General features: G+C 61.9%; 25 protein-coding genes and 1 pseudogene. 14 read left to right on the top strand and 12 right to left on the bottom strand.

Annotation, left to right across the window (positions count from 1 at the left end):
• Nucleotides 1-29 precede the first annotated feature (29 nt).
• Nucleotides 30-2,378, bottom strand: a complete 2,349-nt coding sequence (locus ASD02_RS15725; protein ID WP_025427258.1) for an OmpA family protein — start codon at nucleotides 2,376-2,378, stop codon at nucleotides 30-32.
• A gap of 415 nt (nucleotides 2,379-2,793) precedes the next feature.
• Between ASD02_RS15725 and ASD02_RS15720 the strand changes: the two genes are divergently transcribed.
• The 4 genes from ASD02_RS15720 (at nucleotide 2,794) to ASD02_RS15705 (ending at nucleotide 5,818) form a co-directional block, all read left to right on the top strand.
• Nucleotides 2,794-3,576 (top strand): ABC transporter substrate-binding protein, encoded by a 783-nt coding sequence (locus ASD02_RS15720; protein ID WP_057208703.1) that lies wholly within the window; start codon nucleotides 2,794-2,796, stop codon nucleotides 3,574-3,576.
• 169 nt (nucleotides 3,577-3,745) lie between these two features.
• The gene (locus tag ASD02_RS15715) at nucleotides 3,746-4,549 is read left to right on the top strand and encodes an ABC transporter permease (RefSeq protein ID WP_025427260.1); all 804 of its coding nucleotides are present in this window, start codon (nucleotides 3,746-3,748) and stop codon (nucleotides 4,547-4,549) included.
• Nucleotides 4,546-5,376, top strand: coding sequence for an ABC transporter permease (locus ASD02_RS15710; RefSeq protein WP_025427261.1), 831 nt, complete (start codon nucleotides 4,546-4,548; stop codon nucleotides 5,374-5,376). The genes ASD02_RS15715 and ASD02_RS15710 overlap by 4 nt, the downstream gene beginning before the upstream one ends.
• A 175-nt stretch (nucleotides 5,377-5,551) precedes the next feature.
• A complete protein-coding gene (locus ASD02_RS15705; protein ID WP_025427262.1) occupies nucleotides 5,552-5,818 on the top strand; it encodes an usg protein in 267 nt (88 codons plus the stop codon).
• A 153-nt stretch (nucleotides 5,819-5,971) separates the two neighbouring features.
• Here ASD02_RS15705 and ASD02_RS15700 read toward each other — a convergent pair whose 3' ends face one another.
• Nucleotides 5,972-6,697, bottom strand: a complete 726-nt coding sequence (locus ASD02_RS15700; RefSeq protein WP_025427263.1) for a DUF2270 domain-containing protein — start codon at nucleotides 6,695-6,697, stop codon at nucleotides 5,972-5,974.
• A gap of 182 nt (nucleotides 6,698-6,879) precedes the next feature.
• Here ASD02_RS15700 and ASD02_RS15695 point away from each other — a divergent pair, with 182 nt between their 5' ends.
• From ASD02_RS15695 to ASD02_RS15680, 4 genes and pseudogenes are all read left to right on the top strand, one after another.
• Complete coding sequence (locus ASD02_RS15695) at nucleotides 6,880-7,707, top strand: class I SAM-dependent methyltransferase (RefSeq protein ID WP_057208705.1); 828 nt, start codon at nucleotides 6,880-6,882, stop codon at nucleotides 7,705-7,707.
• A 111-nt stretch (nucleotides 7,708-7,818) separates the two neighbouring features.
• Nucleotides 7,819-8,688: an NAD(P)-dependent oxidoreductase gene (locus ASD02_RS15690; protein WP_025427265.1), complete on the top strand. Its 870-nt coding sequence runs from the start codon at nucleotides 7,819-7,821 to the stop codon at nucleotides 8,686-8,688.
• Nucleotides 8,685-9,407, top strand: coding sequence for a DNA alkylation repair protein (locus ASD02_RS15685; protein WP_025427266.1), 723 nt, complete (start codon nucleotides 8,685-8,687; stop codon nucleotides 9,405-9,407). The genes ASD02_RS15690 and ASD02_RS15685 overlap by 4 nt, the downstream gene beginning before the upstream one ends.
• A gap of 254 nt (nucleotides 9,408-9,661) precedes the next feature.
• A pseudogene (locus ASD02_RS15680) lies at nucleotides 9,662-10,653 on the top strand (carbon-nitrogen hydrolase family protein).
• A gap of 31 nt (nucleotides 10,654-10,684) precedes the next feature.
• On the opposite strand, the gene ASD02_RS15675 reads toward ASD02_RS15680, so the two are convergent.
• From ASD02_RS15675 to ASD02_RS15665, 3 genes are all read right to left on the bottom strand, one after another.
• Complete coding sequence (locus tag ASD02_RS15675) at nucleotides 10,685-11,173, bottom strand: Lrp/AsnC family transcriptional regulator (RefSeq protein ID WP_025427268.1); 489 nt, start codon at nucleotides 11,171-11,173, stop codon at nucleotides 10,685-10,687.
• A gap of 64 nt (nucleotides 11,174-11,237) precedes the next feature.
• Nucleotides 11,238-11,873, bottom strand: coding sequence for a uracil-DNA glycosylase family protein (locus tag ASD02_RS15670; RefSeq protein WP_057208708.1), 636 nt, complete (start codon nucleotides 11,871-11,873; stop codon nucleotides 11,238-11,240).
• On the bottom strand, nucleotides 11,866-12,525 hold the full coding sequence (locus tag ASD02_RS15665) for a thermonuclease family protein (protein ID WP_081788859.1): 660 nt from the start codon (nucleotides 12,523-12,525) through the stop codon (nucleotides 11,866-11,868). Before ASD02_RS15665 ends, ASD02_RS15670 begins: the two co-directional genes overlap by 8 nt.
• Before the next feature lie 150 nt (nucleotides 12,526-12,675).
• On the opposite strand from ASD02_RS15665, the gene ASD02_RS15660 reads away from it, so the two are divergent.
• Both ASD02_RS15660 and ASD02_RS15655 read left to right on the top strand, forming a co-directional pair.
• Entirely contained in the window at nucleotides 12,676-14,211 is a 1,536-nt protein-coding gene (locus ASD02_RS15660) for a HAMP domain-containing sensor histidine kinase (protein WP_025427271.1), read from the top strand.
• 3 nt (nucleotides 14,212-14,214) lie between these two features.
• A complete protein-coding gene (locus ASD02_RS15655; protein ID WP_025427272.1) occupies nucleotides 14,215-14,757 on the top strand; it encodes a GNAT family N-acetyltransferase in 543 nt (180 codons plus the stop codon).
• A gap of 100 nt (nucleotides 14,758-14,857) precedes the next feature.
• Here ASD02_RS15655 and ASD02_RS15650 read toward each other — a convergent pair whose 3' ends face one another.
• Both ASD02_RS15650 and cobT read right to left on the bottom strand, forming a co-directional pair.
• Nucleotides 14,858-15,271, bottom strand: coding sequence for a diacylglycerol kinase (locus ASD02_RS15650; RefSeq protein ID WP_025427273.1), 414 nt, complete (start codon nucleotides 15,269-15,271; stop codon nucleotides 14,858-14,860).
• 226 nt (nucleotides 15,272-15,497) lie between these two features.
• Nucleotides 15,498-16,514: a nicotinate-nucleotide--dimethylbenzimidazole phosphoribosyltransferase gene (gene cobT, locus ASD02_RS15645; RefSeq protein WP_025427274.1), complete on the bottom strand. Its 1,017-nt coding sequence runs from the start codon at nucleotides 16,512-16,514 to the stop codon at nucleotides 15,498-15,500.
• Between the two features lie 151 nt (nucleotides 16,515-16,665).
• Here cobT and ASD02_RS15640 point away from each other — a divergent pair, with 151 nt between their 5' ends.
• The 4 genes from ASD02_RS15640 (at nucleotide 16,666) to ASD02_RS15625 (ending at nucleotide 19,324) form a co-directional block, all read left to right on the top strand.
• Nucleotides 16,666-17,454, top strand: a complete 789-nt coding sequence (locus ASD02_RS15640; protein WP_057220815.1) for an adenosylcobinamide-GDP ribazoletransferase — start codon at nucleotides 16,666-16,668, stop codon at nucleotides 17,452-17,454.
• A 165-nt stretch (nucleotides 17,455-17,619) separates the two neighbouring features.
• Nucleotides 17,620-17,841: a DUF1289 domain-containing protein gene (locus ASD02_RS15635; protein ID WP_025427276.1), complete on the top strand. Its 222-nt coding sequence runs from the start codon at nucleotides 17,620-17,622 to the stop codon at nucleotides 17,839-17,841.
• A complete protein-coding gene (locus tag ASD02_RS15630; RefSeq protein ID WP_025427277.1) occupies nucleotides 17,838-18,539 on the top strand; it encodes a TIGR02281 family clan AA aspartic protease in 702 nt (233 codons plus the stop codon). The genes ASD02_RS15635 and ASD02_RS15630 overlap by 4 nt, the downstream gene beginning before the upstream one ends.
• 116 nt (nucleotides 18,540-18,655) lie before the next feature.
• Nucleotides 18,656-19,324, top strand: coding sequence for a hypothetical protein (locus tag ASD02_RS15625; RefSeq protein WP_057214295.1), 669 nt, complete (start codon nucleotides 18,656-18,658; stop codon nucleotides 19,322-19,324).
• A gap of 36 nt (nucleotides 19,325-19,360) precedes the next feature.
• On the opposite strand, the gene ASD02_RS15620 is transcribed toward ASD02_RS15625, so the two are convergent.
• The 5 genes from ASD02_RS15620 to ASD02_RS15600 all read right to left on the bottom strand — a co-directional run bounded on the left by ASD02_RS15620 (nucleotide 19,361) and on the right by ASD02_RS15600 (nucleotide 22,379).
• Nucleotides 19,361-20,122, bottom strand: coding sequence for an ABC transporter permease (locus ASD02_RS15620; protein WP_025427279.1), 762 nt, complete (start codon nucleotides 20,120-20,122; stop codon nucleotides 19,361-19,363).
• On the bottom strand, nucleotides 20,119-21,045 hold the full coding sequence (locus ASD02_RS15615) for an ABC transporter ATP-binding protein (protein WP_025427280.1): 927 nt from the start codon (nucleotides 21,043-21,045) through the stop codon (nucleotides 20,119-20,121). Before ASD02_RS15615 ends, ASD02_RS15620 begins: the two co-directional genes overlap by 4 nt.
• A 112-nt stretch (nucleotides 21,046-21,157) precedes the next feature.
• Nucleotides 21,158-21,646: a YeeE/YedE family protein gene (locus ASD02_RS15610; protein WP_025427281.1), complete on the bottom strand. Its 489-nt coding sequence runs from the start codon at nucleotides 21,644-21,646 to the stop codon at nucleotides 21,158-21,160.
• Nucleotides 21,643-22,050: a YeeE/YedE family protein gene (locus ASD02_RS15605; protein WP_025427282.1), complete on the bottom strand. Its 408-nt coding sequence runs from the start codon at nucleotides 22,048-22,050 to the stop codon at nucleotides 21,643-21,645. The genes ASD02_RS15610 and ASD02_RS15605 overlap by 4 nt, the downstream gene beginning before the upstream one ends.
• Nucleotides 22,047-22,379 carry a metalloregulator ArsR/SmtB family transcription factor gene (locus ASD02_RS15600; RefSeq protein ID WP_025427283.1) on the bottom strand — a complete coding sequence of 111 codons (333 nt, stop codon included), beginning with the start codon at nucleotides 22,377-22,379 and terminating at the stop codon, nucleotides 22,047-22,049. The genes ASD02_RS15605 and ASD02_RS15600 overlap by 4 nt, the downstream gene beginning before the upstream one ends.
• Nucleotides 22,380-22,657: the final 278 nt, after the last annotated feature.

Raw genomic sequence — 22,657 nt, 5'->3', positions numbered from 1 at the left:
TTGCGCGGGCGACTGTGCCCGCGCTTTGATCAGCGCTGGGCGACCGGGCGAACCAGCGGCGTCACGCGGCGAATGGTAACGCGGCGGTTCTGCTGCTCGGCGACCTCGGTGCGAACCTTGAGGAAGCGCTCGCCATAGCCCTGCGTCACCAGGTTTTCGGCAGGAATGCCGTAGACCTCGGTCAGAAGCGAGGCGACCGATTCGGCGCGCTGGTCGGAAAGCACCAGGTTCGAGCGGTCGGAGCCGACAGCGTCGGTATGACCTTCGATGAAGAAGGTTTCACCCGGATCCTTGGCCAGCACCTTCTCCATGGCGGCGGCAACGCTGCGCATGGTCTTTGCCTGCGACATCGACACTTCGGCACTGCCCGTCGGGAAGGTGATGGTGTCGAGGTCGATGCGGCGAACCTTGTCGCGCAGACGCGCGGAGTGCCGCACTTCGTCGATCGTATAGACGCGCTCTACGCGCTCCACCGGCGGTTCGGCCAGGAAGTCGTAGTAGTCACGGTCCGGATCTTCGGAAACATCGGCGATGTATTCGCGAACCGGGATGCGCAGGCGCATCGGCGGCAGCTCGTAGCCGACGTCGATGATCGCCGGACGCGGACCTTCGTCGCGCTCAGGCGCGTAGATCATCAGGTACTCGTTGCCATCACGGTCGACACGCGAGCGCTGCAGGATGTCGCCATAGCGGTTGTAGACCGTGACGATCCGGTAGCCGCCGGGACGAACGATGGTTTCGCGGGTGCGGCCACGCGGCAGCTCGTCGTAGAAGGTCTCTTCCGCATCGCGGCGAAGGCGTGGACGATCGTCGCCGCGAACGAAGATCTGGTCGCCAACGCCGAGGATGACGCGGTTGTCAATCTCCTGCACCACCTCCACATTGGTGACGTTGTTCGTCACGTTGTTGACGGTCGTGTTGTTGTTGATCACCGTGTTGTTGACAATGGTGTTGTTGACGATGTTGGTCGTCTCGGGAACGGCGAATACCGGCACTTCCTCGACGCGCGTGCCCTTCTCGTTCAGGTTCGCTTCGATCTTCTGAGGCAAGTCAGCCTGAATCTCTGCCGGTATCTGCGCCTGCGAAGAGGCGTCATCGGTCGGCGCCGGAGCGGCTTCTTCCTGCGCACGCAGTTCTTCGCGCTGCTTCTGTCGGTCTTCGCGCGACTTGTTGCCGCCGGCATTGTCGGCGTCCTTGTCGCTGTCGAGAACGGCAGCGCCGTTTTCAACCGGCAGAACGACAGTTTCGTCTGACGCCGCGGGATCTTCGGCGATCTTCTGCTTTTCTTCCTCGGTGCGGGTGTCGACCACCTCCGGTACTGGCTGGACCTGAGGCTGCTGCTCAGCCGTCGCCGGCTGCTCGGTGCCCGGAGCCGGCTGTCCCTCGCCTGTCTGCGGCTCGGTTTGAGGCTCGACGGCGGGTGCTACGGCTTCGCCGGCATTCTGCCCGTCGGTTGCAGGCGGCTGTTCACCGGCGTTCTGGCCTTCGGTCGCCGGCGGCTGACCGGTCGTCGCTTCGCCACCAGCCGGCGGGCAAGCGGTGGATGCATCCTGGCCTTCCGGCACGACGCACTCGCCCTGCTGGGCCTTCTTGGCTTCATCGGCCTGGCGCTTGGCTTCTTCCTCGGCGGCCTTCTGCTGCTCGGCCGCCTGGCGGGCGGCTTCGTCCGCAGCCTTCTGCTCGTCCGCGGCCTTCTGCTGGGCTTCGCCTTCGGCAGCCTTCTGCTCGTCGGCGGCCTTCTGGGCTTCGGCGGCCTTTTCCTGTTCGGCAGCCTGGCGCGCAGCTTCGTCTTCGGCCGCCTTCTGCTGTTCGGCGGCCTTCTGTTGTTCTGCCGCCTGACGGGCCGCCTCCTCTTCGGCAGCCTTCTGGGCTTCGGCAGCCTTTTCCTGCTCGGCGGCCTGGCGTGCGGCTTCTTCTTCAGCCGCCTTCTGCTGCTCAGCCGCTTGCTGTTCCTGCTGTTTCCGCGCGGCTTCCTCTTCCGCAGCTCGCTGCGCTTCGGCAGCCTTCTCCTGCTCGGCGGCCTGGCGTGCGGCCTCTTCCTCGGCAGCGCGCTGCTGCTCGGCCGCCTGGCGGGCAGCCTCCTCTTCGGCGGCCTTCTGCTGTTCGGCGGCCTGCTGTTCCTGTTGCTGGCGCTGCGCTTCGGCTTCCGCCGCACGCTGCTGCTCCTCAGCGGCCCGCTGTTGTTCTTCCGCTGCGCGCTGCTGCTCTTCCGCCTGGCGCTGCTGCAGCAGAAGCTCTTCTTCCGATGGCTGCCCGCTTCCTTCCTGCGCCACTTCGAACGGCTTCATCAGGCTGTCGGCAAGGGCTGGTTGCACCGCAAGCGACACCGAGAGCACCGGTAGCGCCACGGTTGCGAATAGTCTGGATCGAATCGACATAGTCTTCCTTCCTCGTCCTGGGAGGTCCCTTACCTGCCACTGTTACCCACCGGACAGCCAGTTCGGCAACAGGGGGTAGGCGTGAATTCTCAAGGGCCTTGATCCAAGCTTCCGGCTTTTTTGTGTTGCCGGCCAAACGAGCCGCCAACCCAACGCCCGCACCTCAGATCGGTTCCCGTAATAGGGCTAACCAAAGCAAGATTAACCGCCCCTGAACGCACCGTTCATGTTCGCTTGGATCATGGCCAGTGCAATCTCCGGTCGAAATTCTTTTCCCGGCGAGCGTTGTCGCTTTCCAGTTGATTTTTGCGGGAAAACAGTACGAATATCGCCTCAACCGGTGGCAAGCGCCCCGGTCAAGATAGGCATCCGTGAAGAACAAGAAACCGGATGTCGGCCAACAGAGAGGACTATCATGCGTATTTCCAGACGGCTGGCAGCCGCCGCATCGGCTGCCGTTTTCGTGCTCATGGCTGGCTCTGCCATGGCAGATGGCGAAAAGGTCGTTATCGGCACGGAAGGCGCCTACCCGCCCTTCAACAATCTCGAATCAGACGGCACGCTGACCGGCTTCGACGTCGACATCGCCAAGGCCCTCTGCGTCGAGATGAAGGTCGAATGCACGTTCGTGACGCAGGACTGGGACGGCATCATTCCGGCACTAATCGCCAAGAAGTTCGATGCAATCATCGCCTCCATGTCGATCACTGCCGAGCGCAAGGAAAAGGTCGACTTCACCAACAAGTACTACAACACGCCGCCGGCGATCGTGGTGCCGAAGGATTCGCCGATCACCGAAGCAACCGAGGCAGCACTTGCCGGCAAGTCGCTTGGTGCTCAGGGCTCGACCACCCACTCCAACTATGCCGAAGCGCATATGAAGGAAGCGGACATCAAGCTCTATCCGACCGCTGAAGAGTACAAGCTCGACATCGTCAACGGCCGCATCGACGCGGTGATCGACGACGTCGTCGTTCTTTCCGAGTGGCTGAAGTCGGCTGACGGCGCATGCTGCAAGCTGCTCGGCACGCTGCCGGTTGATCCTGTCATCAACGGCGAAGGCGCCGGCATCGCGGTGCGCAAGGGCGATGACGCGCTGCGCGAGAAGTTCAACAAGGCGATCGAAGCCATCCGCGCCAACGGCAAGTACAAGGAAATCAACGAAAAGTACTTCCCGTTCGACGTTTATGGCAGCTGATCGACGGCTTCCGGCCTGTTTTCCTAGTGAATCATGCCGGAAAAACGTTGGTTGATGAAAAAAATGCAACGGCGGATGGCTTGCCCTTCCGCCGTTTTTGTTTGACAAGAAACTAAAACATAAGCGCGATCCATATCCATAAGAACAGCGCAAAGGGGAATTCTCTGACATGAGCGGGTTGTTTACCGGCTTCTACTCGATCCTAGCCTGGATCGGCTCCATCGTGGATCCATTGTGCGGCCCTGTCGGCGTCTTTCGCTGGCTGGCACCCGGTACGCTCCTTGCCTGCGGCGACGCCGGCTGGGGCGACGAGATCGCCTACGGCTTCGTTGTCACCGCAAGCCTTGCCATCGCGACCTTGCCGGTCGGCCTTCTGATCGGCTTCTTCGTTGCACTCGGCAAACAGTCAGAAGAGCGCACGGTCCGCCTGGCATCGAACATCTACACCACCATCTTCCGCGGTCTGCCGGAACTGTTGACGCTGTTCATCGTCTACTACGGCCTGCAGATTCTGGTGCAGCAGCTTCTGGCATCGTTCGGCTACGAAGGGCCGGTCGAGATCAACGCCTTCTTTGCCGGCATGATCGCGCTTGGCGTGGTCTTCTCGGCCTATTGCTCCGAGGTTCTGCTGTCGGCCTTCAAGGCGATCCCGCATGGCCAGTACGAGGCGGGTGCGGCACTCGGGCTCCATCGCGGCCGCACCATGCGGCTGATCATCCTGCCGCAGCTCGTGCGCATCGCCTTGCCGGGCCTCGGCAATCTCTGGATGGCGCTGCTCAAGGATACGGCTCTGGTCTCGGTCGTCGGTCTGCCCGACATCCTGCGCCAGACCGGCATTGCCGCCCGCGTCACCAAGCAGGCCTTCGAGTTCTTCGGCATGGCCTGCATTCTCTTCTTGGTGCTGGCCATGGTTTCGTCGATCATATTCTCGAACCTTGAACGCTGGACCAAACGCGCGGAGATGGGTCGATGAGCTTCGTCGAAACGATGATCCCGCCGCAAGCGCCGCCACCGGCGCCGCCCAAGCCTTACACCCTGGCGCGCTTCGTCGGCAGCGTAACGCTCGGCATCTGGCTCGCCCTCGGCGTCGGCGTCTTCCTGACTGTCGTCAACGGCTGGGATCCGGCGAAATTCGCCAAATACGGTCCGAGCTTCCTGTCGGGTCTTGGCGTCACCTTGATGCTGGTCGCCTGCTCGGTGGTGCTCGGCGCCCTCCTGTCGCTGCCGGTCGCGCTCGGCCGCATGTCGAAGAACAAGATCTGGTCTTGGCTTGCCTATGGCTACGTCTACTTCTTCCGCGGCACGCCGCTGATCGCCCAGCTCTTCCTGATCTACTACGGCCTCGGCAGTTTCCGCCCGCAGCTCGAATCCGTCGGCCTCTGGTGGTTCTTTCGCGAGGCCTGGAACTGCGCCCTCTTTACCTTCACGCTGAACACCGCCGCCTACCAGGCGGAAATCCTGCGCGGCTCGATCGAGAGCGTGCCGCGCGGTCAGCGCGAAGGTGCAGCCGCCCTCGGGCTGCCGGAGCGCATCGCTTTCTACAAGATCATCCTGCCGCAGGCGATGATCGTGGCGCTGCGCCCCTACGGCAACGAGATCATCCTGATGATCAAGGGTTCGGCCATCGTCGCGATCGTCACCGTGTTCGACCTGATGGGTGAAACGCGCCGCGCCTTTTCGCGCACCTTCGACTACCAGATGTATGTCTGGGCGGCGATCCTCTATCTCCTGATGGTGGAAGTGCTGCGCAATATCTGGGCCTGGCTCGAAAACCGCCTGACCCGGCATCTGAAGCGCTAAAGCGTTATCTCGCCAAGACCGAGTTGAAATGAAATAGCGTGGCAGCACTCTGCATGGAGTGCTGCCAAGCTATTGTTTTTACGCCTAAATTTCATATTGAAGCAAATATTAGAACTTGATTAATAAATCAAGCGTTTCATCATAAAGACCAACCTTTGCGAGAAGTGAGGTTCATATGACGAACGAAATGGAACTGCAGCTGAAGGGCTACGGCGTGACCACGGCCCAGATCCTCTACCGCATGCCGGATCATCCGACATTCCTGCAGACCTACATCTGGCAGCACTACGACATCGCCCCGGATTTCCCGGAGATGCGCAGCTTCCTGAAGTTCTGGCAGGAAAAGCTGGATGGCCCGTTGCATTCGGTACGCTACGTCCACCGCAAGCTGATCTCGGCCACCGAATGGCGGGCACTCAACGGCGAGTTCATCCTGCACTGAACCCGCCCTCCGCTGCATCAGGTTTCTATTGAGCGCAAAATCATGCAGCCAGGTTGCTGCGCGCCCGGCCCGTCACACTTGACGCGCGGTGCTGTAGAGAACGACGCACCGCCGTCGGCCACAAATGCAACAATCCTTGGCGCCTATGCCGCGTCAGACATGGACCTCGCCATGGGCAAGCTCGCCCTCGCCCGGTTCCTTGTGCAGCGAGCCGTAAAGCACCACTGCGTAGAACAGCACCACCACCATGATGACGGGCCAGCCGGGCAAAGGGCCTAGCGCTGCATTCTCCGTGACATCGATCCAGGAGCGCACGTGCCCGAAGGGCTCGCCATTGGTCGACAGTTTCGGCGACGAGATCTTGAGGGCCCAGGCGAGCAGCAGGATCAGGTACATCCAGCAGTAGTTGCGCTGCAGCCGGCGGCACAACGCCTCGCGGTAGCTCATCAGGAACGCCGGTTTGCGCAGGCTCTTGGCAATCGACGCGGCCCAGTTAAGGTTGGCAGTGCCGTCCGGCGCCAGGATCTGCGCGAAATACCCGCGCTCGAGCTGGCGCACGCGGGCGCGGTAGACGTCGAAGAAGCGATAGCGGCGAGCCTCGATCAGAAGCAGTAACGTGATCAGCAGCATCGCGAACAGCAGCACGCCGTGATGGGAGTTGGGCGTCGACAACGATACCGACAGCAGGGCGGCGACCACGGTAATCGCCCAGTTGGACGTGCGGTCGATGCGATCCCGCCAGCCGGCCATCCGCCCCAATTCGCCGCGATAATAATGCACGACGGCATTGATCTGCTCCTGCGAGGTCTGGGGCAGTGGCGGGCCCTTCGGCTCCTTGATTTCCGTGCCCACAAGCAGCGGACTGAGTTCGGCAGCCATCGGCATTTCCTCCGTCTTTTCTTGTTGTTGCGATCATGAACCCTTTCCCCCTCCGGATAAATCCCGTGCTCGCCGCCGGCCGTCGTTTTTTGCATTTTCGGCGCCCCGGAGACCCAAGGATCTCGGCGGGCTGCATCTTGCGGCGCATTGCCAAAAGCGGCCTTCGGACGTAAGAAGCGCGCATGACCCAGAACACCACGAAAATCGACGAGGAAGCGCTGGCGGAAGCCTACAACCGCGCCCTCACCCTGGAAAAATCCGGCAACTTCGATGCCGCCGCCGATGCCTATGCCGAAGTGCTGGCGCTCGATCCCGAGGATCACGGCGGCGCATCCGTGCGGCTCGCCTCGATGGGGCGCGGCGAAACACCGGTGAAGGCGCCGGACGCCTATGTCGCGACGCTCTTCGATCAGCATGCCGACGTGTTCGACAACGTGCTTGTCGAGCAGCTTGGCTACTGCGTGCCGCTGCTCGTGCGCCAGCGCCTGCAGGCGCTCGAACTCGGTCCTTTCAACCGCGTGCTCGACCTTGGCTGTGGCACGGGCCTGACCGGCGGCGCCCTGCGCGACATGGCCGAAGACATCACCGGCATCGACCTCTCCGAAAACATGGTTGAGATCGCCCACGAGAAGGAGCTCTACGACACCCTCTACGTCGCCGAAGCGGTGGACTTTCTCGACGACAACGACGACGAACCCTTCGACCTGATCGTCGCAACCGACGTTCTGCCCTATATGGGCGCGCTCGAGGCATTGTTCTTCGGCGCCGTCGACAATCTCGTACCCGGCGGCCTGTTCATCTTTTCGAGCGAAACGTTGCCGGCCGAGATCTTCGCCGGTCGCCCCTTCATGGTCGGCGCGCACCAGCGCTTTGCCCATGCCGAGACCTATCTGCGCGAACGCCTGACGGCGACCGGTTTCGAAGTAATCGAAGTCGGCGACATCACCGTACGCATGGAAGAAGGCGAGCCGATCGCCGGCCACCTCGTGATCGCCCGCTTCAAACCTTAAGCAGAAAACAAAAGCTTGCGAGGGAACAGGCGTCCGCCTGTTCCCTCGCCCCTTTCGCGCACCCGCGCCATCGGCTAAACCTCACCCAGAGCAATCGGGAGTGTTTTGGAAATGGCAAAGGTCGCATTCATCGGTCTCGGCGTGATGGGTTACCCCATGGCCGGCCACCTTAGGGTACGTGGCGGACACGAACTGACGGTCTATAACCGCACCTTCGCCAAGGCCGAGAAGTGGGCCGCCGAGTTCGGCGGACGTGCAGTCAAGACGCCGGCGGAAGCGGCCGATGGCGCCGATTTCGTCTTCGCCTGCGTCGGCAACGACGACGACCTGCGCTCGGTCACCACAGGCAAGGACGGCGCCTTCGAAACGCTGGCGGCTGACGCCATCTTCATTGATAACACCACGGCCTCGGCCGAAGTCGCCCGTGAACTTTACGAGGCGGCCCAGGCCCGTGGCGCCCATTTCGTCGATGCGCCCGTGTCCGGCGGTCAGGCCGGCGCCGAGAACGGCGCGCTGACGGTGATGTGCGGCGGTGACGAGCCTGCCTTCGAGCGCGCCAAGCCGGTGATCGACGCCTTTGCCCGCATGGTCGGCTTGATGGGACCGGCCGGCGCCGGCCAGATCACCAAGATGATCAACCAGATCTGCATTGCCGGTCTCGTCCAGGGCCTCGCCGAAGGCATTCACTTCGGCAAGAAGGCCGGTCTCGACATCGAGAAAGTCATCGACGTCATCTCCAAGGGCGCTGCAGGCTCCTGGCAGATGGAAAACCGCCACAAGACGATGAATGCCGGCAAATATGATTTCGGCTTTGCCGTCGACTGGATGCGCAAGGATCTCGACATCGTGCTGACGGAAGCGCGCCGCAACGGCGCCAAGCTGCCGGTGACCGCCCTCGTCGACCAGTTTTATGGCGACGTGCAGGCCATGGGCGGAAACCGCTGGGATACGTCTTCGCTGCTCGCTCGGCTGGAAAAATGAGCCTTTCGCCGACCTCGGGCGCCGGCGACATCATCGAGCACTTGCGGACGCTGCGTTCGCAGGAGAACCTCGCCGGCATGGCACGGTTCGGCATCGTCACCGAGACGGCGCTTGGGCTCTCGAATGTCGAGCTCCACCGGATCACGCGGCTGGTGAAGGTCAACCATGCCCGCGCGCTCGAACTATGGCAGTCCGGCATCCGCGAGGCACGTATTCTCGCCGCCTTCACCGCCGACCCGAAGACGTTGACGCTCGATGATGCAAGGCTCTGGGCCGATGATTGCAATTCCTGGGAGGTCGTCGACACCATCGCCGACGTCTTCGTGGCTGCGCGCTTCGAACAGGTCCTGATCCCGGAGTTCGCGGCGGACACCCGAGAATTCGTTCGCCGCATCGCATTCGCGATGATCGCGACCGCCGCGGTGCATCTGAAGAAGGAGCCGGATGCAAGCCTTCTTGCCTGGCTGCCGCTGATCGAGCGCCACGCCAAAGATGAACGCAACTTCGTCAAGAAGGCGGTCAACTGGGCGCTGCGCCAGATCGGCAAGCGCAACGCCGCCTGTCATGGTCCTGCACTGGCACTTGCCCAAAAACTCGCAGGCAGCACCGATCGCACAGCAAGGTGGATCGGCAAGGACGCCCTGCGTGAACTGAGCAGCGACAAGGTATTGGCGAGGCTCGGTGTCGTCGGCGCCAGCACGGATCGCGCTCAATCCTAGATCGGATCGCCCAACACAAGACGGCTGCTTTGTCGGGCGCAAACCGAACGATCCGGGTCTTCTCAAGAGCTTGACGAATCAAAACGGCAACGCCATCCTTCCCTTGGCGTGACCTTCGCCTAACCTCCCAAGGCCTTCCTCAGCATGGTCTTAAACGGAGGCAAAGGGACTTCTGTCTCGGGCTATTGTCTTGGTCCGATCGTTTCGGACGTGGTTGCTGGGGAACTGACGTCCGCGACGTGAAAGGCCCGACAATGACAAAAAATGGAAATCTCAAGCGCCGCGTCCGTGCTCGCGCAGCCAAAACGGGCGAGTCCTATACATCAGCTCTCAGACACGTTCGGCAAACATCCCCTGATCATCCCGGCGCCAAATCGGTGCGTTTGGCTGTCGCGCAAACGTCGCTCTTCGACGACCCCCACGACATTTCAGGCCTTCGTGCCAGCGGAATGGAAATGCGACGCCTCATGCGGGAAGCACGCGAGACCGGCGCGCGCTTAATACATTTCCCCGAGGGAGCAACGTGCGCGCCCAACAAGCGCATCATGTCTGAAACCGGTCCCAGAGAGATCGGCCCATCCGATTGGAGCAGGTTCGAATGGACGGTTTTGCGTGAGGAGCTAAGCGTAACCAGCCAGCTAGCGAGAGAACTCAAGCTGTGGACGGTATTTGGCTCGGTCCATCAACTCACGCCACCACATTGCCCGCATAACAGCCTTTATGTCGTTTCCGATCACGGAGAACTGGTGACGCGCTACGACGAGCGCATGCTGTCGAACACGAAGATCTCGTTCATGTACGCGCCAGGGAAAATCCCGGTGACATTTGAGGTTGATGGCGTCCGCTTCGGATGCGCACTGGGTATGGAAACGCATTATCCCGAAATCTTCCGAGAATATGAAGGGCTGGACGTCGATTGCGTCCTCTTCTCAACGACAGGCGAAGTCCCTTCCGCTGCGCCGGCTTTCGCGGCTGAGGTGCTGGGCCATGCCGCGAGCAACGCATTTTGGGTCAGCTATTCCGCCCATGCGCGCCAAAGTGTAGTCGTTCCCTCGGGAATAGCCGCGCCCGACGCTCAATGGGCCGCGCAATCTTCGTCAGACGGCACCCCCGCAATCGCTATCGCGGATATCAATCCCAATCCGGAGCATCCTGCACGGCTATGGAGACGAACGGCCGGGCCGATCTTTACATGCCGCATCAGATCCACAGTGATCCAAGGAGCGACGGCCGCAACACATTCTAAGCGGCGTTCTCCGCCGCCCGTTTACCAAGCCTCAATCCTCGCTGGATTTCGCCTGATCGATCATCATGTAGTCGAGCGGAAGCTCGGTCGTGTACTTGATCTGCTCCATCGCGAAAGCTGAGGAGACGTCACGGATCTCGATCTTGGCGATCAGCCGCTTGTAGAAGGCGTCATAGGCGGCGATATCGGGAACGACAACCCGCAGCAGGTAGTCGACGTCGCCGCTCATGCGGTAGAACTCGACGACTTCGGGGAATTCGCCGACCACTTCCGAGAAGCGCCGGAGCCATTCGATCGAATGCGTGTTGGTGCGGATCGACACGAACACCGTAACCTTGGTGTTGATCTTCACCGGATCGAGCAGCGCCACACGGCGGCGGATGACGCCGTCCTCTTCCATCTTCTGGATGCGCCGCCAGCAAGGTGTGGTCGACAGGCCCACCTTCTTGGCGAGGTCAGCAACAGCCAGCGTGGAATCCTCCTGCAACAGGCGCAGGATTTTGCGGTCTAGACGATCCATGATGTCCCTCTCGAATTATTTTTCTTTCTATAGCGTGAAATCGACAAAGATAAAGAATATTTTTTCAGACAATCAACAGACCGACGCGCTCGCGCAGGAACGGCAAAACCTCCGCTTCGAACCACGGATTGCGCTTCAGCCAGCCGGTATTGCGCCAGCTCGGATGCGGCAATGGCAGGATCGCAGGCATGGCGTTGCGCATGGCGTAACGACGCCAGCCGACGACGGTCGCGGTCATTGATTTCGGACAGTCCGGCCCGATATGCCAGCGCTGCGCATAGTGACCGATGGCCAGCACCAGCTCCACCTGCGGCATCGCCGCCATCACGCTCGTGCGCCAATAAGGCGCGCATTCCCGCCGCGGCGGCAGATCGCTGCCATGGGCATCGTAGCCGGGGAAACAGAACCCCATAGGCACGATCGCCAGCTTGTCCCTGTCGTAAAACGTCTCGCGATCGACAGCGAGCCATTGCCGCAGCCGGTCGCCGGAGGCGTCGTTGAAGGGCAATCCGCTTTCATGCACCCGCAGGCCCGGTGCTTGACCCGCGATCAGCACCCGCGCGGAGCTGGAAATGACCGCAACCGGTCGCGGCTCGTGCGGCAGCCGGTCTTCCGCCCCGCGCGCCGGCTGGTCGCGACAGATACGGCAGGCGGCGATAGCGGCGCGAAGTGCTGCGAGATCATCCCGTTCCTCACCCATCGCCGATCCTCGCAAACAGCGCCGATAGGTGGTCGAACAGCCAAAGCCGGATCGCCTCAAGCCAACCGTCAACCACATGCGGCGCCTCTTCCGCATGGCGGTTGCTGCGGCGCCAGGCCTGCGGCCGGGTGAACTCGCCGGCCCAAAGCCCGACCCTCTGCCTTTCGGCCGTTGCCTCCTCCTTCTGATAGCGGCCGTAGCTCACGGCATAGCCGGTCGCCACCATCTGGCGCCCGACGTCTCGCCCATTGGTCTCGCAGGTGCCGAGATCGCGGCCATATTTGTCGCGTCCATGCAGGCGACACAGCGTCGTGCCGCCCGAGACCATTGCCTTCAACCGCTTGCGGGCATCCGCCCCACAGTCCCACTCCGCTCCATCGCGTCTGCAGGTCTGGCCGATCTCGGGCGCATCGATGCCTTCTAGGCGTATGCGCCGGCCGTCAAGGCGCAGGCTGTCGCCATCGCTCGCGGTCGCAAACCCCGAGAGTTCTCCTGTCACGGTCCGCTCTGGCGGCGGCAGTTGCGAGGCGACATAGGCGCCGGCGCAGAGCAGCAGGAAAATGACCCAACCGCCGATGGTCCCGATGTGCCCGGCAGGCGCGCCCTTTCCGCCTCCGCCCGTGAACCGATATCTCGATCTGCCCGATCTCAACTTGTCCGCATCCCCTTGTTTTTCGGTGTCTCAAGGCGATCGCCAAACACGATCGCGCCACAATGGTTGTCGAATCCTTCACCTGAGGCAGCAACTTCTTAAGGATTGCTGTCTAGACTGCAACCAGCTGTAACCTTTGCATATATGAGCATGAGTATCGCCGTCAGCACCTCGACAGATAAGATCATCGTCGACAAGTCGCGAAGCCATCGAAACAAGGCTGTTTCGAAGACGGTACGCGCGACGCGCGAACGGCTGCAAACCGGTTCGTCCGCCCCTTCCGGCTTTGAACGCGAAATGCTCAATCTCTATATCGGGTCCGCCTTGCATGGCGCCATTGCCGTGCCGTTGCTGGTTGCGCTCATCACTGCGGTCGGCATCTACCTTTCTGGCAATCTGAGCATCGTCGTCTGGGCCGTGATGACGCTTTCGACTCACGCCGTCACCGTCTTCCTGGCGCGAAAGGCGCGCAAGGAGGACATCGCCGCCGATAAGGTGCCGGTGTGGCGCCGCCGCTTCCTGATCGGCCAGCTGCTGATGGGCCTTTGCTGGGCGACGTTCGTCACGCAGGACTGCGCAACCTGCGGCGATATCCGCTATGGCCTGTTCGAAGGCGCCGGCCTGTTGATCGCGCTTGCTGCCACCGCGATGGGCACCTTCCTGCTGCGCAATGCCCTGCTCTACACGTTCGTACCTGTCGTCGCCGCTCTCGCCTTTTCCTCGCTGACCACGGCCGATCCGGTTCACGTCGGTCTCACCGGCGTGATCTCGCTGTCTCTGCTGTTCCTCGTCTTCATGACCGACCGCATGAACCGCGCCAATGTGCACATTCTGTCGATGCAATCGGAGAAGGACGACCTGATTGCCGAGCTCGAAGTGGCAAAATCGATGTCGGACGAAGCCCGTCGGCGCGCCGAGGAAGCGAACCTTGCCAAGTCGCGGTTCCTCGCCTCGATGTCGCACGAGCTGCGCACGCCGCTCAACGCCATTCTCGGCTTCTCCGAGGTCATGTCGACCGAAGTTCTCGGGCCGCTCAACAACCCGACCTACAAGGAATATACCAGCGACATCCACCGCTCGGGCGAACATCTCCTGAACCTGATCAACGAGATCCTCGATCTGTCGCGTATCGAGGCCGGCCGCTACGACCTCAACGAAGAGGCCGTCAGCCTGGTCGATATCGCCGACGATTGCATCGGCATGGTCCAGCTTCGCGCCCGCGCCAAGACGATTGCCATCCACGCGCAGTTCGAGCAGGGCATGCCTGCCGTCTGGGTCGACGAAAAGGCCATGCGCCAGGTGATCCTCAACCTGCTGTCGAATGCGGTGAAGTTCACCAGTTCCGGCGGGGAAGTCACCGTCAAGGTCGGCTGGACGGCCGGCGGCGGTCAATATCTCTCGATCAAGGACAATGGCCCGGGCATTCCCGATGAGGAGATCCCGATCGTGCTTTCGGCCTTCGGTCAGGGTTCCATCGCCATCAAGAGCGCCGAACAGGGCACTGGCCTCGGCCTGCCGATCGTGCAGGCGATCCTAGCCAAGCACAATGGCGAGTTCATCCTGCGCTCCAAGCTGCGCGAAGGCACCGAAGCCATCGCCATCCTGCCGGCCCGCCGCGTGCTCGAAAGCCTGCCCGCGGTCGAGGATGTGCCCGCCCCTGCCCGCCGCCGCAAAAGCTTCGCTTGATCCATGCAGATTGAGACACAACGCCTGCGGCTCCGGCCCTGGCAGGAGCGCGACGTCTCGCCTTTTGCGGTCATCAATGCCGATCCTGAAGTCCGGCGCTACTACTATCCCGCCATCCTGACACCTGAAGAAACCGCGGGCGTCATCGCAGAGTGTGATGCCCACTTGCGCCAACACGGCTTTGCCTTCATCGCACTGGAGCGCAACACGGATGCGGCCCTCATCGGCGGGCTCGGCCTTTCCATTGCCGGTAACGAAATTCCTGATGGTCCGCATGTCGAGATCGGCTGGATCCTCGGAAGGCCCTACTGGGGCAACGGCTATGCGCTGGAGGCGGCCTGCGCTTGCATGCAATATGCCTGGACGACGCTCGGACTTGCCGAAGTCATCGGCTACACCTCGCAGATCAACCATCCCTCACGGGCATTGATGGAAAAGCTGGGAATGCGGACCGATCCGGCTGAGGATTTCGACGACGTCACGGTGCCCGAAGGCAATCCGCTGCGGCCGCACGTGCTTTATCGGATCAGTCCGGCTGACCGATGAGCATTCCTTGGAAAAATGCGACGCGTTTTCCGCAATGAAATGTTGAAAAAGGAGATCGAGCGTTTCTACGAGTCCGTGGAAACCGGAAACGCTCTCGTGCTCAGCTCATGAAGCCGACGAAGATCACCACGTAGCCGGCATAGACGGCGTTGGCGACGATGAGGCAGAGGCAGGCGAAGGAGCCGAGGTCCTTGGCATTCTTGCCCATCTCCGAGATTTCCGGCGAGACGCGATCGACGATCTCTTCGATCGCCGTGTTGATCGCCTCGAACGCCATCATCAGCAGGAACAGGATCGCCATGGCGACATACTGGAAGAAGGTGGCGCCGGCGATGGCGAACGCGACCATCGCCACCGCGAAGGCGATCAGCTCGTGCCGGAACGCCGCCTCGCCGATCAGCCGTTTGGCGCCGCCCAGCGAATAGCTGGCGGCAGCGAACAGATGGCGGATCCCGGTCTGCTTTTCGACGGGGCCGGTCTGGCCGCGGCGGGGCGTGGTGTTGTTGGCGTCCATTTCATCTCGACTGGCTATAAACTGCGCTGCTTCGACATCGTCATTGAGGCGAATGCAAGGCGGTCTCGGTTGCAGAGACGCCGGCAGGTGGCTGCGGCGTGCATCTGCGCCTCTGGATAGGCGAGAAGAATGCGGCCAGCAAGGCCCGACACGCGTAGCGAAGCAGCGACGACAGCCAATCGACAGCAAACGGCGGGCCTTTGCTCAAAGGCCCGCCGTTTCTTCGTCAGTTCTTGTTGCTGACGCCGGCCTGCGCAAACGTCGCCATGCCGCCGTGGCAGGCGGCAGCCGCCTTGACGATGCCGGCGGCAAGGGCTGCACCCGTGCCCTCGCCAAGCCGCATGCCGAGCGCCAGCAGCGGCGTCTTGCCGAGCTTCTCGATCGCCCGCATATGCCCGGGCTCGCCGGAGACGTGGCCGATCAGGCAATGGTCGAGCGCCGAAGGATTGGCAGCCTTGAGGATGGCGCCAGCGGCCGTCGCGACGTAACCGTCGATGATGACAGGCACCTGCTGCATGCGGGCTGCCAGGATGGCGCCGGCCATGGCCGCGATCTCACGGCCGCCGAGGCGGCGCATCAACTCGAGCGGGTCGGACAGATGGTTGCGGTGCAGCGCGACTGCCTTTTCGACGGCGGCGATCTTGCGCTTCAGCACCTCTCCTTCCGAACCGGTGCCCGGACCGACCCAGTCTTCGGCAGAACCGCCGTAAAGGCCGAGATTGATCGCCGCGGCGATGGTCGTGTTGCCGATGCCCATCTCGCCGATGCACAAGAGGTCGGTACCGCCGGCGACAGCCTCCATGCCGAAGGCCATCGTTGCCGCGCAGTCGCGCTCGGAAAGTGCTGCCTCCTCGGTGATATCACCGGTCGGATAGTCGAGCGCCAGATCGAAGACCTTCAGGCCGAGATCGTGGCTGACGCAGATCTGATTGATCGCGGCACCGCCTGCGGCAAAGTTCTCGACCATCTGTGCCGTCACCGACGAGGGAAATGGCGTCACGCCCTGGCGGGTGACGCCGTGGTTGCCGGCGAAGATCGCGACGAGCGGCCGGTTGACCGCCGGCGGCTTGCCCGTCCAGGCGGCGAGCCAGAAGGCGATCTCCTCGAGCCGCCCGAGCGCGCCCGGCGGCTTCGTCAGTTGCGCATCGCGATCGCGCGCGGCAACCAGCGCGGCCGAATTCGGGCCTGGCAGGTTGCGCAACAATTCGCGGAAATCATCAAACGGCAGGCCGCTGGCGCTCATGGAGAAGAATCCTTGCATTTCGTGAAGTTCAATCCACGCTCCTCATAGAGGGCGAGGAAATTTCGGGCAACGACATTTGCGCCAATCCGCGTCGCCGGAGCATGATCCGCCGAACGCGCGGCGATTCGGCGCACCGGAATTTGGAGGGGCCATGACCTATCTTCGCGAATTTTGTGACGATGTGGCGCGCTCGGTCGCCTTCCTCAGCCGCATCCACATGCCGCAACGCCATTTCGTTGACTATGACGGCCGGCTCAATCGCGCCGTTCGCGCCTTTCCGCTGGCGGGCATGCTGATCGCCCTGCCCGCAGCCGCGGTCGCCTCCTTGCTGATTGGGCTTCAGGTCAGCTCCCTCTTCACCGCTTTCGTGGTCGTCGCGGTGCAGGCGCTCATCACCGGCTGCCTGCACGAGGACGGGCTCGGCGACACCGCCGATGGTTTCGGCGGCGGGCGAGACCGGGAGGCGGCGCTGGTGATCATGAAGGACAGCCGCATCGGCTCCTATGGCGCCGTGGCGCTGATCCTTTCCTTCGGCCTTCGCGTGTCGGCGCTTGCATCCTTCCTGCCGCTGTTCACGCCGACTGGCGCAGGCCTCATGATCCTCGGTGCCGCCGCCCTCAGCCGTGCGGCCATGGTCTGGCACTGGTCACGGCTGCCGCCGGCACGCCGCGACGGGGTTGCCGCCTCGGCCGGCGAACCGGACCCGGCAGCGACATCCTTCGCGCTTACCTCGGGCGTGCTCGCCGCCATGCTGCTCTTCTATTTCGCCAAGGCCCCGGCCCTTGCCCTCATCCTCTCGCTCGTCGCTTTCATCGCAACCGTTGCCGCCTTCGGCCGTCTGGCCACCCGCAAGATCGGCGGCCACACCGGCGACACCATCGGCGCTACCCAGCAACTGACGGAGATCGCTGTTCTCAGCGCCCTTGCGCTGACAGTTTGAAACGCCGATATAATCATTCGAAACAACGCTACAGTGCCGCACGTCTTGTCAGACGTGCAAAGGTCGCTGTAGCACTTTGAAATGCTGCATGTTTCCCCAAACCGGATGGGATTTGAGGAACATGCAGTCCCATTCGCGGCAACCCGGGACCGTCAGTTCAGGACCATGGAATCTCCCTGCATTCTCGTCTGTTCTATCGATGAAAAGACCGGCTACTGTTTCGGCTGCGGTCGCACACGAAACGAGATCGGCGCCTGGACGCTCTACACCGATGCCGACAGACACGCGATCATGCTGGCGCTCCCGGCAAGGCTTGAAACAATGGTGCGAAAGCCCCGGCGCGAAACGCGCCGCGCGCGCATGGCCAGGGAACGCGGCGACGCATGACACGTCTTTTGATCCTGCTCTCGATCCTTGCGATCGGCCTCCTGCTGCTGATCGTCAATCACGACGTCGGCCGCACCTTCGGACTGGCAAATGACGATTTCGGCCAGCTCGTTTCACTCGGCGCAATTGCCACGCTCTTGAGTGCCGGCATCTGGCAAAGCCGCCGCCGCTTTGGCGAAGGCGCCCGACAGGCTGCGATCTGGCTGCTCATCGTGCTGGCGCTCGTCTCGGCCTATGTCTACCGCTTCGAGTTTCAGGGCTTCGGCAACCGGGTGCTCTCCGGTCTGATGCCGGGCCGCGCGACTGTGATCACCGACAGCGAGGGTCGTCAGGAAGTGGTGCTGCAGAAGATGATCAACGGTCATTTCGAGACCAATGCCGCGGTCAACGGCAAGGAAATCAACATGCTGGTCGATACCGGCGCCAGCAGCATTGCGCTGACCTATGAAGATGCTGAGCGTATCGGTCTCGATCCGGCGAATCTGAGCTACACGATGACGGTCATGACCGCCAATGGGCAGGCGATGGCCGCACCCGTATTGCTTTCCGAGGTCGCGATCGGCCCGATCGTGCGCAACGACATCCGTGCGACGGTCGCCGCTGAAGGCAAGCTCGACCAGAGCCTGCTCGGCATGACCTTCCTCTCGACGCTCGACTTCCTGCAGATGCGCACCGACGAGCTTCGACTGCGCGATTGATCGGGCATTTGCGGCGAACGCGTCTTCGTGCATGTTGGCGAGATCCGGCCTGCGCCTATCGCCATCGCAAAACCGCCGATTATTTTTGCACGACAGACGTCAAGGAGAAGCGCCTCATGGATTTCATGCGATTGCTGAAGTCGATCGAAGAGCTTCTCTATGAACTCGTGTCATGGCTGCTGTTCTATCCGCTGACGATGTGGCGCACACTGCGGCAACCGCAGGCGATGATGCGCTATGCTGATGTGGAGCTGACGGACGATGTGTCCGAGCAATATACCGAGACGCTGAGCCCGCCACTCTTTCTGCTGCTCGCCCACGGCGTCGAACTCGGGCTTGTCAACCAGACGACGCCTTGGGCACCGCCGCCGCTGCTTGCAAGCCATTCCAATCTGTTGATGTTTCGCGCCGTCGCCTTCAGCATTCTGCCGCTGCTGATGGCAGTCAAGTTGCTGCACCGCAAGGGCGTGCGGCTGACCAGACACACGCTGAGGGCGCCCTTCTACAGCCAATGTTACATCACGGCGCCGTTCGCGCTTGCACTCAGCATCGGTACGCTGCTCTCCCGAGCGGAAAACCAGAAGGCGCTTGCCGCAGGCCTCGCCTTCATCCTTGTCGCGTTCGTCTGGTACGTGATCGTCGAAACGCGCTGGTTCAAGTCCGACCTCGGTCTGTCGACATCACAGGCGGCCCTGCGCGTCGTGTGGACTTTGTTTCAAGCGCTGATCGCTATTTTCCTGGTTGGCGCCGCTATCGTCTTCGGCACAGGCGCAACGCCCGCCTGATATCGGCTGGCGCCCGCAGGTTTTGGCTCTCCGCCGTCAGTTCCGCAGCCGGTAGCCGGTGCGGAAGATCCAAGCGAGAACCGACAGGCAGATCGTCAGGAACACCAGGATGATCGCGGCGCTGAAGACTGGGTTGACGTCGGACACTTCAAAGAAGCTCCAACGGAAACCGCTGATGAGATAGAGCACCGGGTTGAAGTGGCTGACCGCCTGCCAGAACGGCGGCAGCATGTCGATCGAGTAGAAGCTGCCGCCCAGGAACACCAGCGGCGGAATGACCAGCATCGGGATCAGGTTCAACTGCTCGAAGTCCTTGGCCCAGATACCGATGATGAAGCCGAACAGGCTGAACGACACGGCTGTCAGCACGAAGAAGAACACCATCGCGATGGGATGGGCGATCGAAAGATCGACGAACAGCGAAGCCGTCAACAGGATGATCGTGCCGATCATCAACCCCTTGGTCGCCGCCGCGCCGACATAGCCGAGCACGATCTCGATCATCGAGACCGGCGAGGACAGCACCTCGTAGATCGTGCCGGTGAACTTCGGAAAATAGATGCCGAACGAGCCGTTGCCGATGCACTGCGTCAGAAGCGTCAGCATGATCAGGCCCGGCGTGATGAAGGCGCCATAGGAGACGCCGTTGATCTCCTGGATGCGCGCGCCGATCGCCGCGCCGAAGACGATGAAGTAGAGCGAGGTGGAAATGACCGGCGACACCACGCTCTGCAACAGGGTGCGCCGCGTGCGCGCCATCTCGAAGAAATAGATCGACTTGATCGCTTCGATGTTCATCGTCCTGCTCCCACGATCTCGACGAAAATATCCTCCAGCGAGCTCTGCCGCGTGGAAATATCCTTGAGGCGCACGCCGGCCTCGGCAAGAGCCGCCAGCAGCGAGGTTATGCCGGTGCGGTCGGCGCTGGTGTCATAATCGTAGATCAGACAATGACCATCACCCTCAAGCATCAGGTTGTAGCCCGAGAGCGTTTCGGGCACGGCTTCCAGCGGATGCGACAGGTCGACCCGCAACTGCTTGCGCCCAAGCTTCGACATCAGCGCCGTCTTGTCCTCGACCAGCAGAATCTCGCCGCCGTTGATCACCCCGATGCGGTCGGCGATCTCTTCTGCCTCTTCGATGTAGTGCGTCGTCAGGATGATCGTCACGCCCGAGGCGCGCAGCCGCTCGACGACTTCCCACATGCTCTTGCGCAGGCTGACGTCGACGCCGGCCGTCGGCTCGTCGAGGAAGAGCACGCGCGGTTCATGCGACAGCGCCTTGGCGATCAGCACACGACGCTTCATGCCGCCGGAAAGCTCGCGCAGCATGTTGTCCTTCTTGTCCCACAGCGACAGATCCTTCAGCACCTTTTCGATATGGGCCGGGTTCGGCTTCTTGCCGTGCAGGCCGCGCGAAAAGGTGACGGTGTTCCAGACGGTCTCGAAGGCGTCCGTCGTCAGTTCCTGCGGCACCAGACCGATCATCGACCGCGTCTCGCGAAAATCGCGCACGACGTCATGGCCGTTGACCGTCACGGTACCACCACTCGGGTTGACGATGCCGCAGATGATCGAGATCAGCGTGGTCTTGCCCGCCCCGTTCGGACCAAGCAGGGCCAGGATCTCGCCCTGCTCGATATCGAGGCTAACGCCTTTCAGCGCCTTGAAGCCCGAGGCATAGGTCTTCGAAAGATTGGAAACGGAAACGATTGGTGCCATGAAGCTGATCCGGAATGCGGGGGGCGAAGTCGGCAGGTCACGCCTATATGGGCCGTTTCATCACGATTTGCAGCCCGCGCCCCGCAAAAAACAAGGTGACAGAGCGTCAACATCAGGACAATCGGCCGCTTTCCATTCCGATCGGACCTCGGCCCTCACCTTGCTGACGCGATCCCACCCGCGGCAACCGGTCGTGCAGCACCATGCCGGCAAGCATGGCGACCACGAAGAGTGCCGTCGCCGGCAACCCGAGCGACAGCGATGCCAGCGCGGGGCCAGGACATAGGCCGACAAGGCCCCAGCCGACACCGAAGATCGCCGAGCCTATGATCAAGCGACGGTCGATCACGCGGTTCGAAGGCAGATGAAAGGCATCGTCGAGCAGCGGGCGCCGCATGCGCCGGGTCAAGAGAACGCCAAGCGCCGAGACGGCGACAGCGCCTCCGAGCACGAAGGCAAGGCTCGGGTTCCAGTCGCGCGTGACGTCGAGAAAGCCGCGAACGCGGGCCGGATCCAACATGCCGGAGAGCGACAGGCCGATACCGAAGATCACGCCGGAGGCAAGCGTTGCCAACAGGCGCGGGAAGGCGCTGCCGTTCATTGGACGAAACCTTGGAGATAGACGGTGACGACGGCAGCGATCATGAAGGTCGCAACCGCTGCAATCGACCGGCGGGAAAGCCGGGCGAGACCGACGACACCATGTCCGCTGGTGCAGCCTGAACCCATGCGCGAGCCAAAGCCGACAAGCAACCCGCCGACCACCAGCAACGGCCAGGAGGAGGTGACGGTGACGGTTGGCCAGATGCCGGAGAAAAGACGGTAGATCACCGGGCCAGCCAGCAGGCCAAGAACGAAGACGATGCCGGTCGAGGCCTGCACACCCTGCAGCAGCCTGCCGGCAATTCCGCTGACACCGGCCACACGTCCGTTTGCCACCATCAGTATTGCCGCCGAAAGCCCGATCAGCAGGCCTCCGGCAAGCGCATTCCAGTACTCATTCATTTTTTCGCGCCTTCGCGACAGAAGATTTGACAAAGCGTGCCCACGAGCCGGGCGACCTTATCATGGCTCAGGCGATAGAAAACCTGCTTGGCCTGCCGCCGCGTCGAAACGACGCCGGCTTCCCGCAGCACAGTCAGTTGCTGTGAGAGCGTCGGCTGTCGGATTCCGAGCAATTCCTCAAGTGCCGCCACCGAATGCTCCCCTTCGAGAAGCGTCGTCACGATCAGCAGTCTGTTGCGATTGGCAAGCGTGCGCAGGATCTTCGAAACTTCTGTGGCATGCGCGGTCATGTCGGCGCGCACGCCGGGAAATCGCATCACAGTTCCCATGCCGTCCTCCCGTCGTATCAAGGAGTGAGTAGAACCCTAAAACAATGCGTCCGGGACAAGCCCGGATTCTATCCATGATTGTTATATGAAGTAATATAATATCATATTACTTATACGCAAGCCAGACGACACACAAACGCGTTACCGACCCACTTCGGCCCGCACCGATCCTCACAGAGAAAATAATACCGCAAATTCAGCTTGTTACAATTGCGCACCACGGGAGAACGACGCGCCAAAGTTGGGTCGATTCCTGAAATCAACCATGAGGAAGCGCT

It is taken from the genome of Ensifer sp. Root1252 (assembly GCF_001425885.1).
Classification (GTDB): domain Bacteria; phylum Pseudomonadota; class Alphaproteobacteria; order Rhizobiales; family Rhizobiaceae; genus Ensifer; species Ensifer canadensis.
The sequence above is the reverse complement of the archived record's forward strand: the minus strand, read 5'-3'. Positions and strand labels throughout refer to the sequence as shown.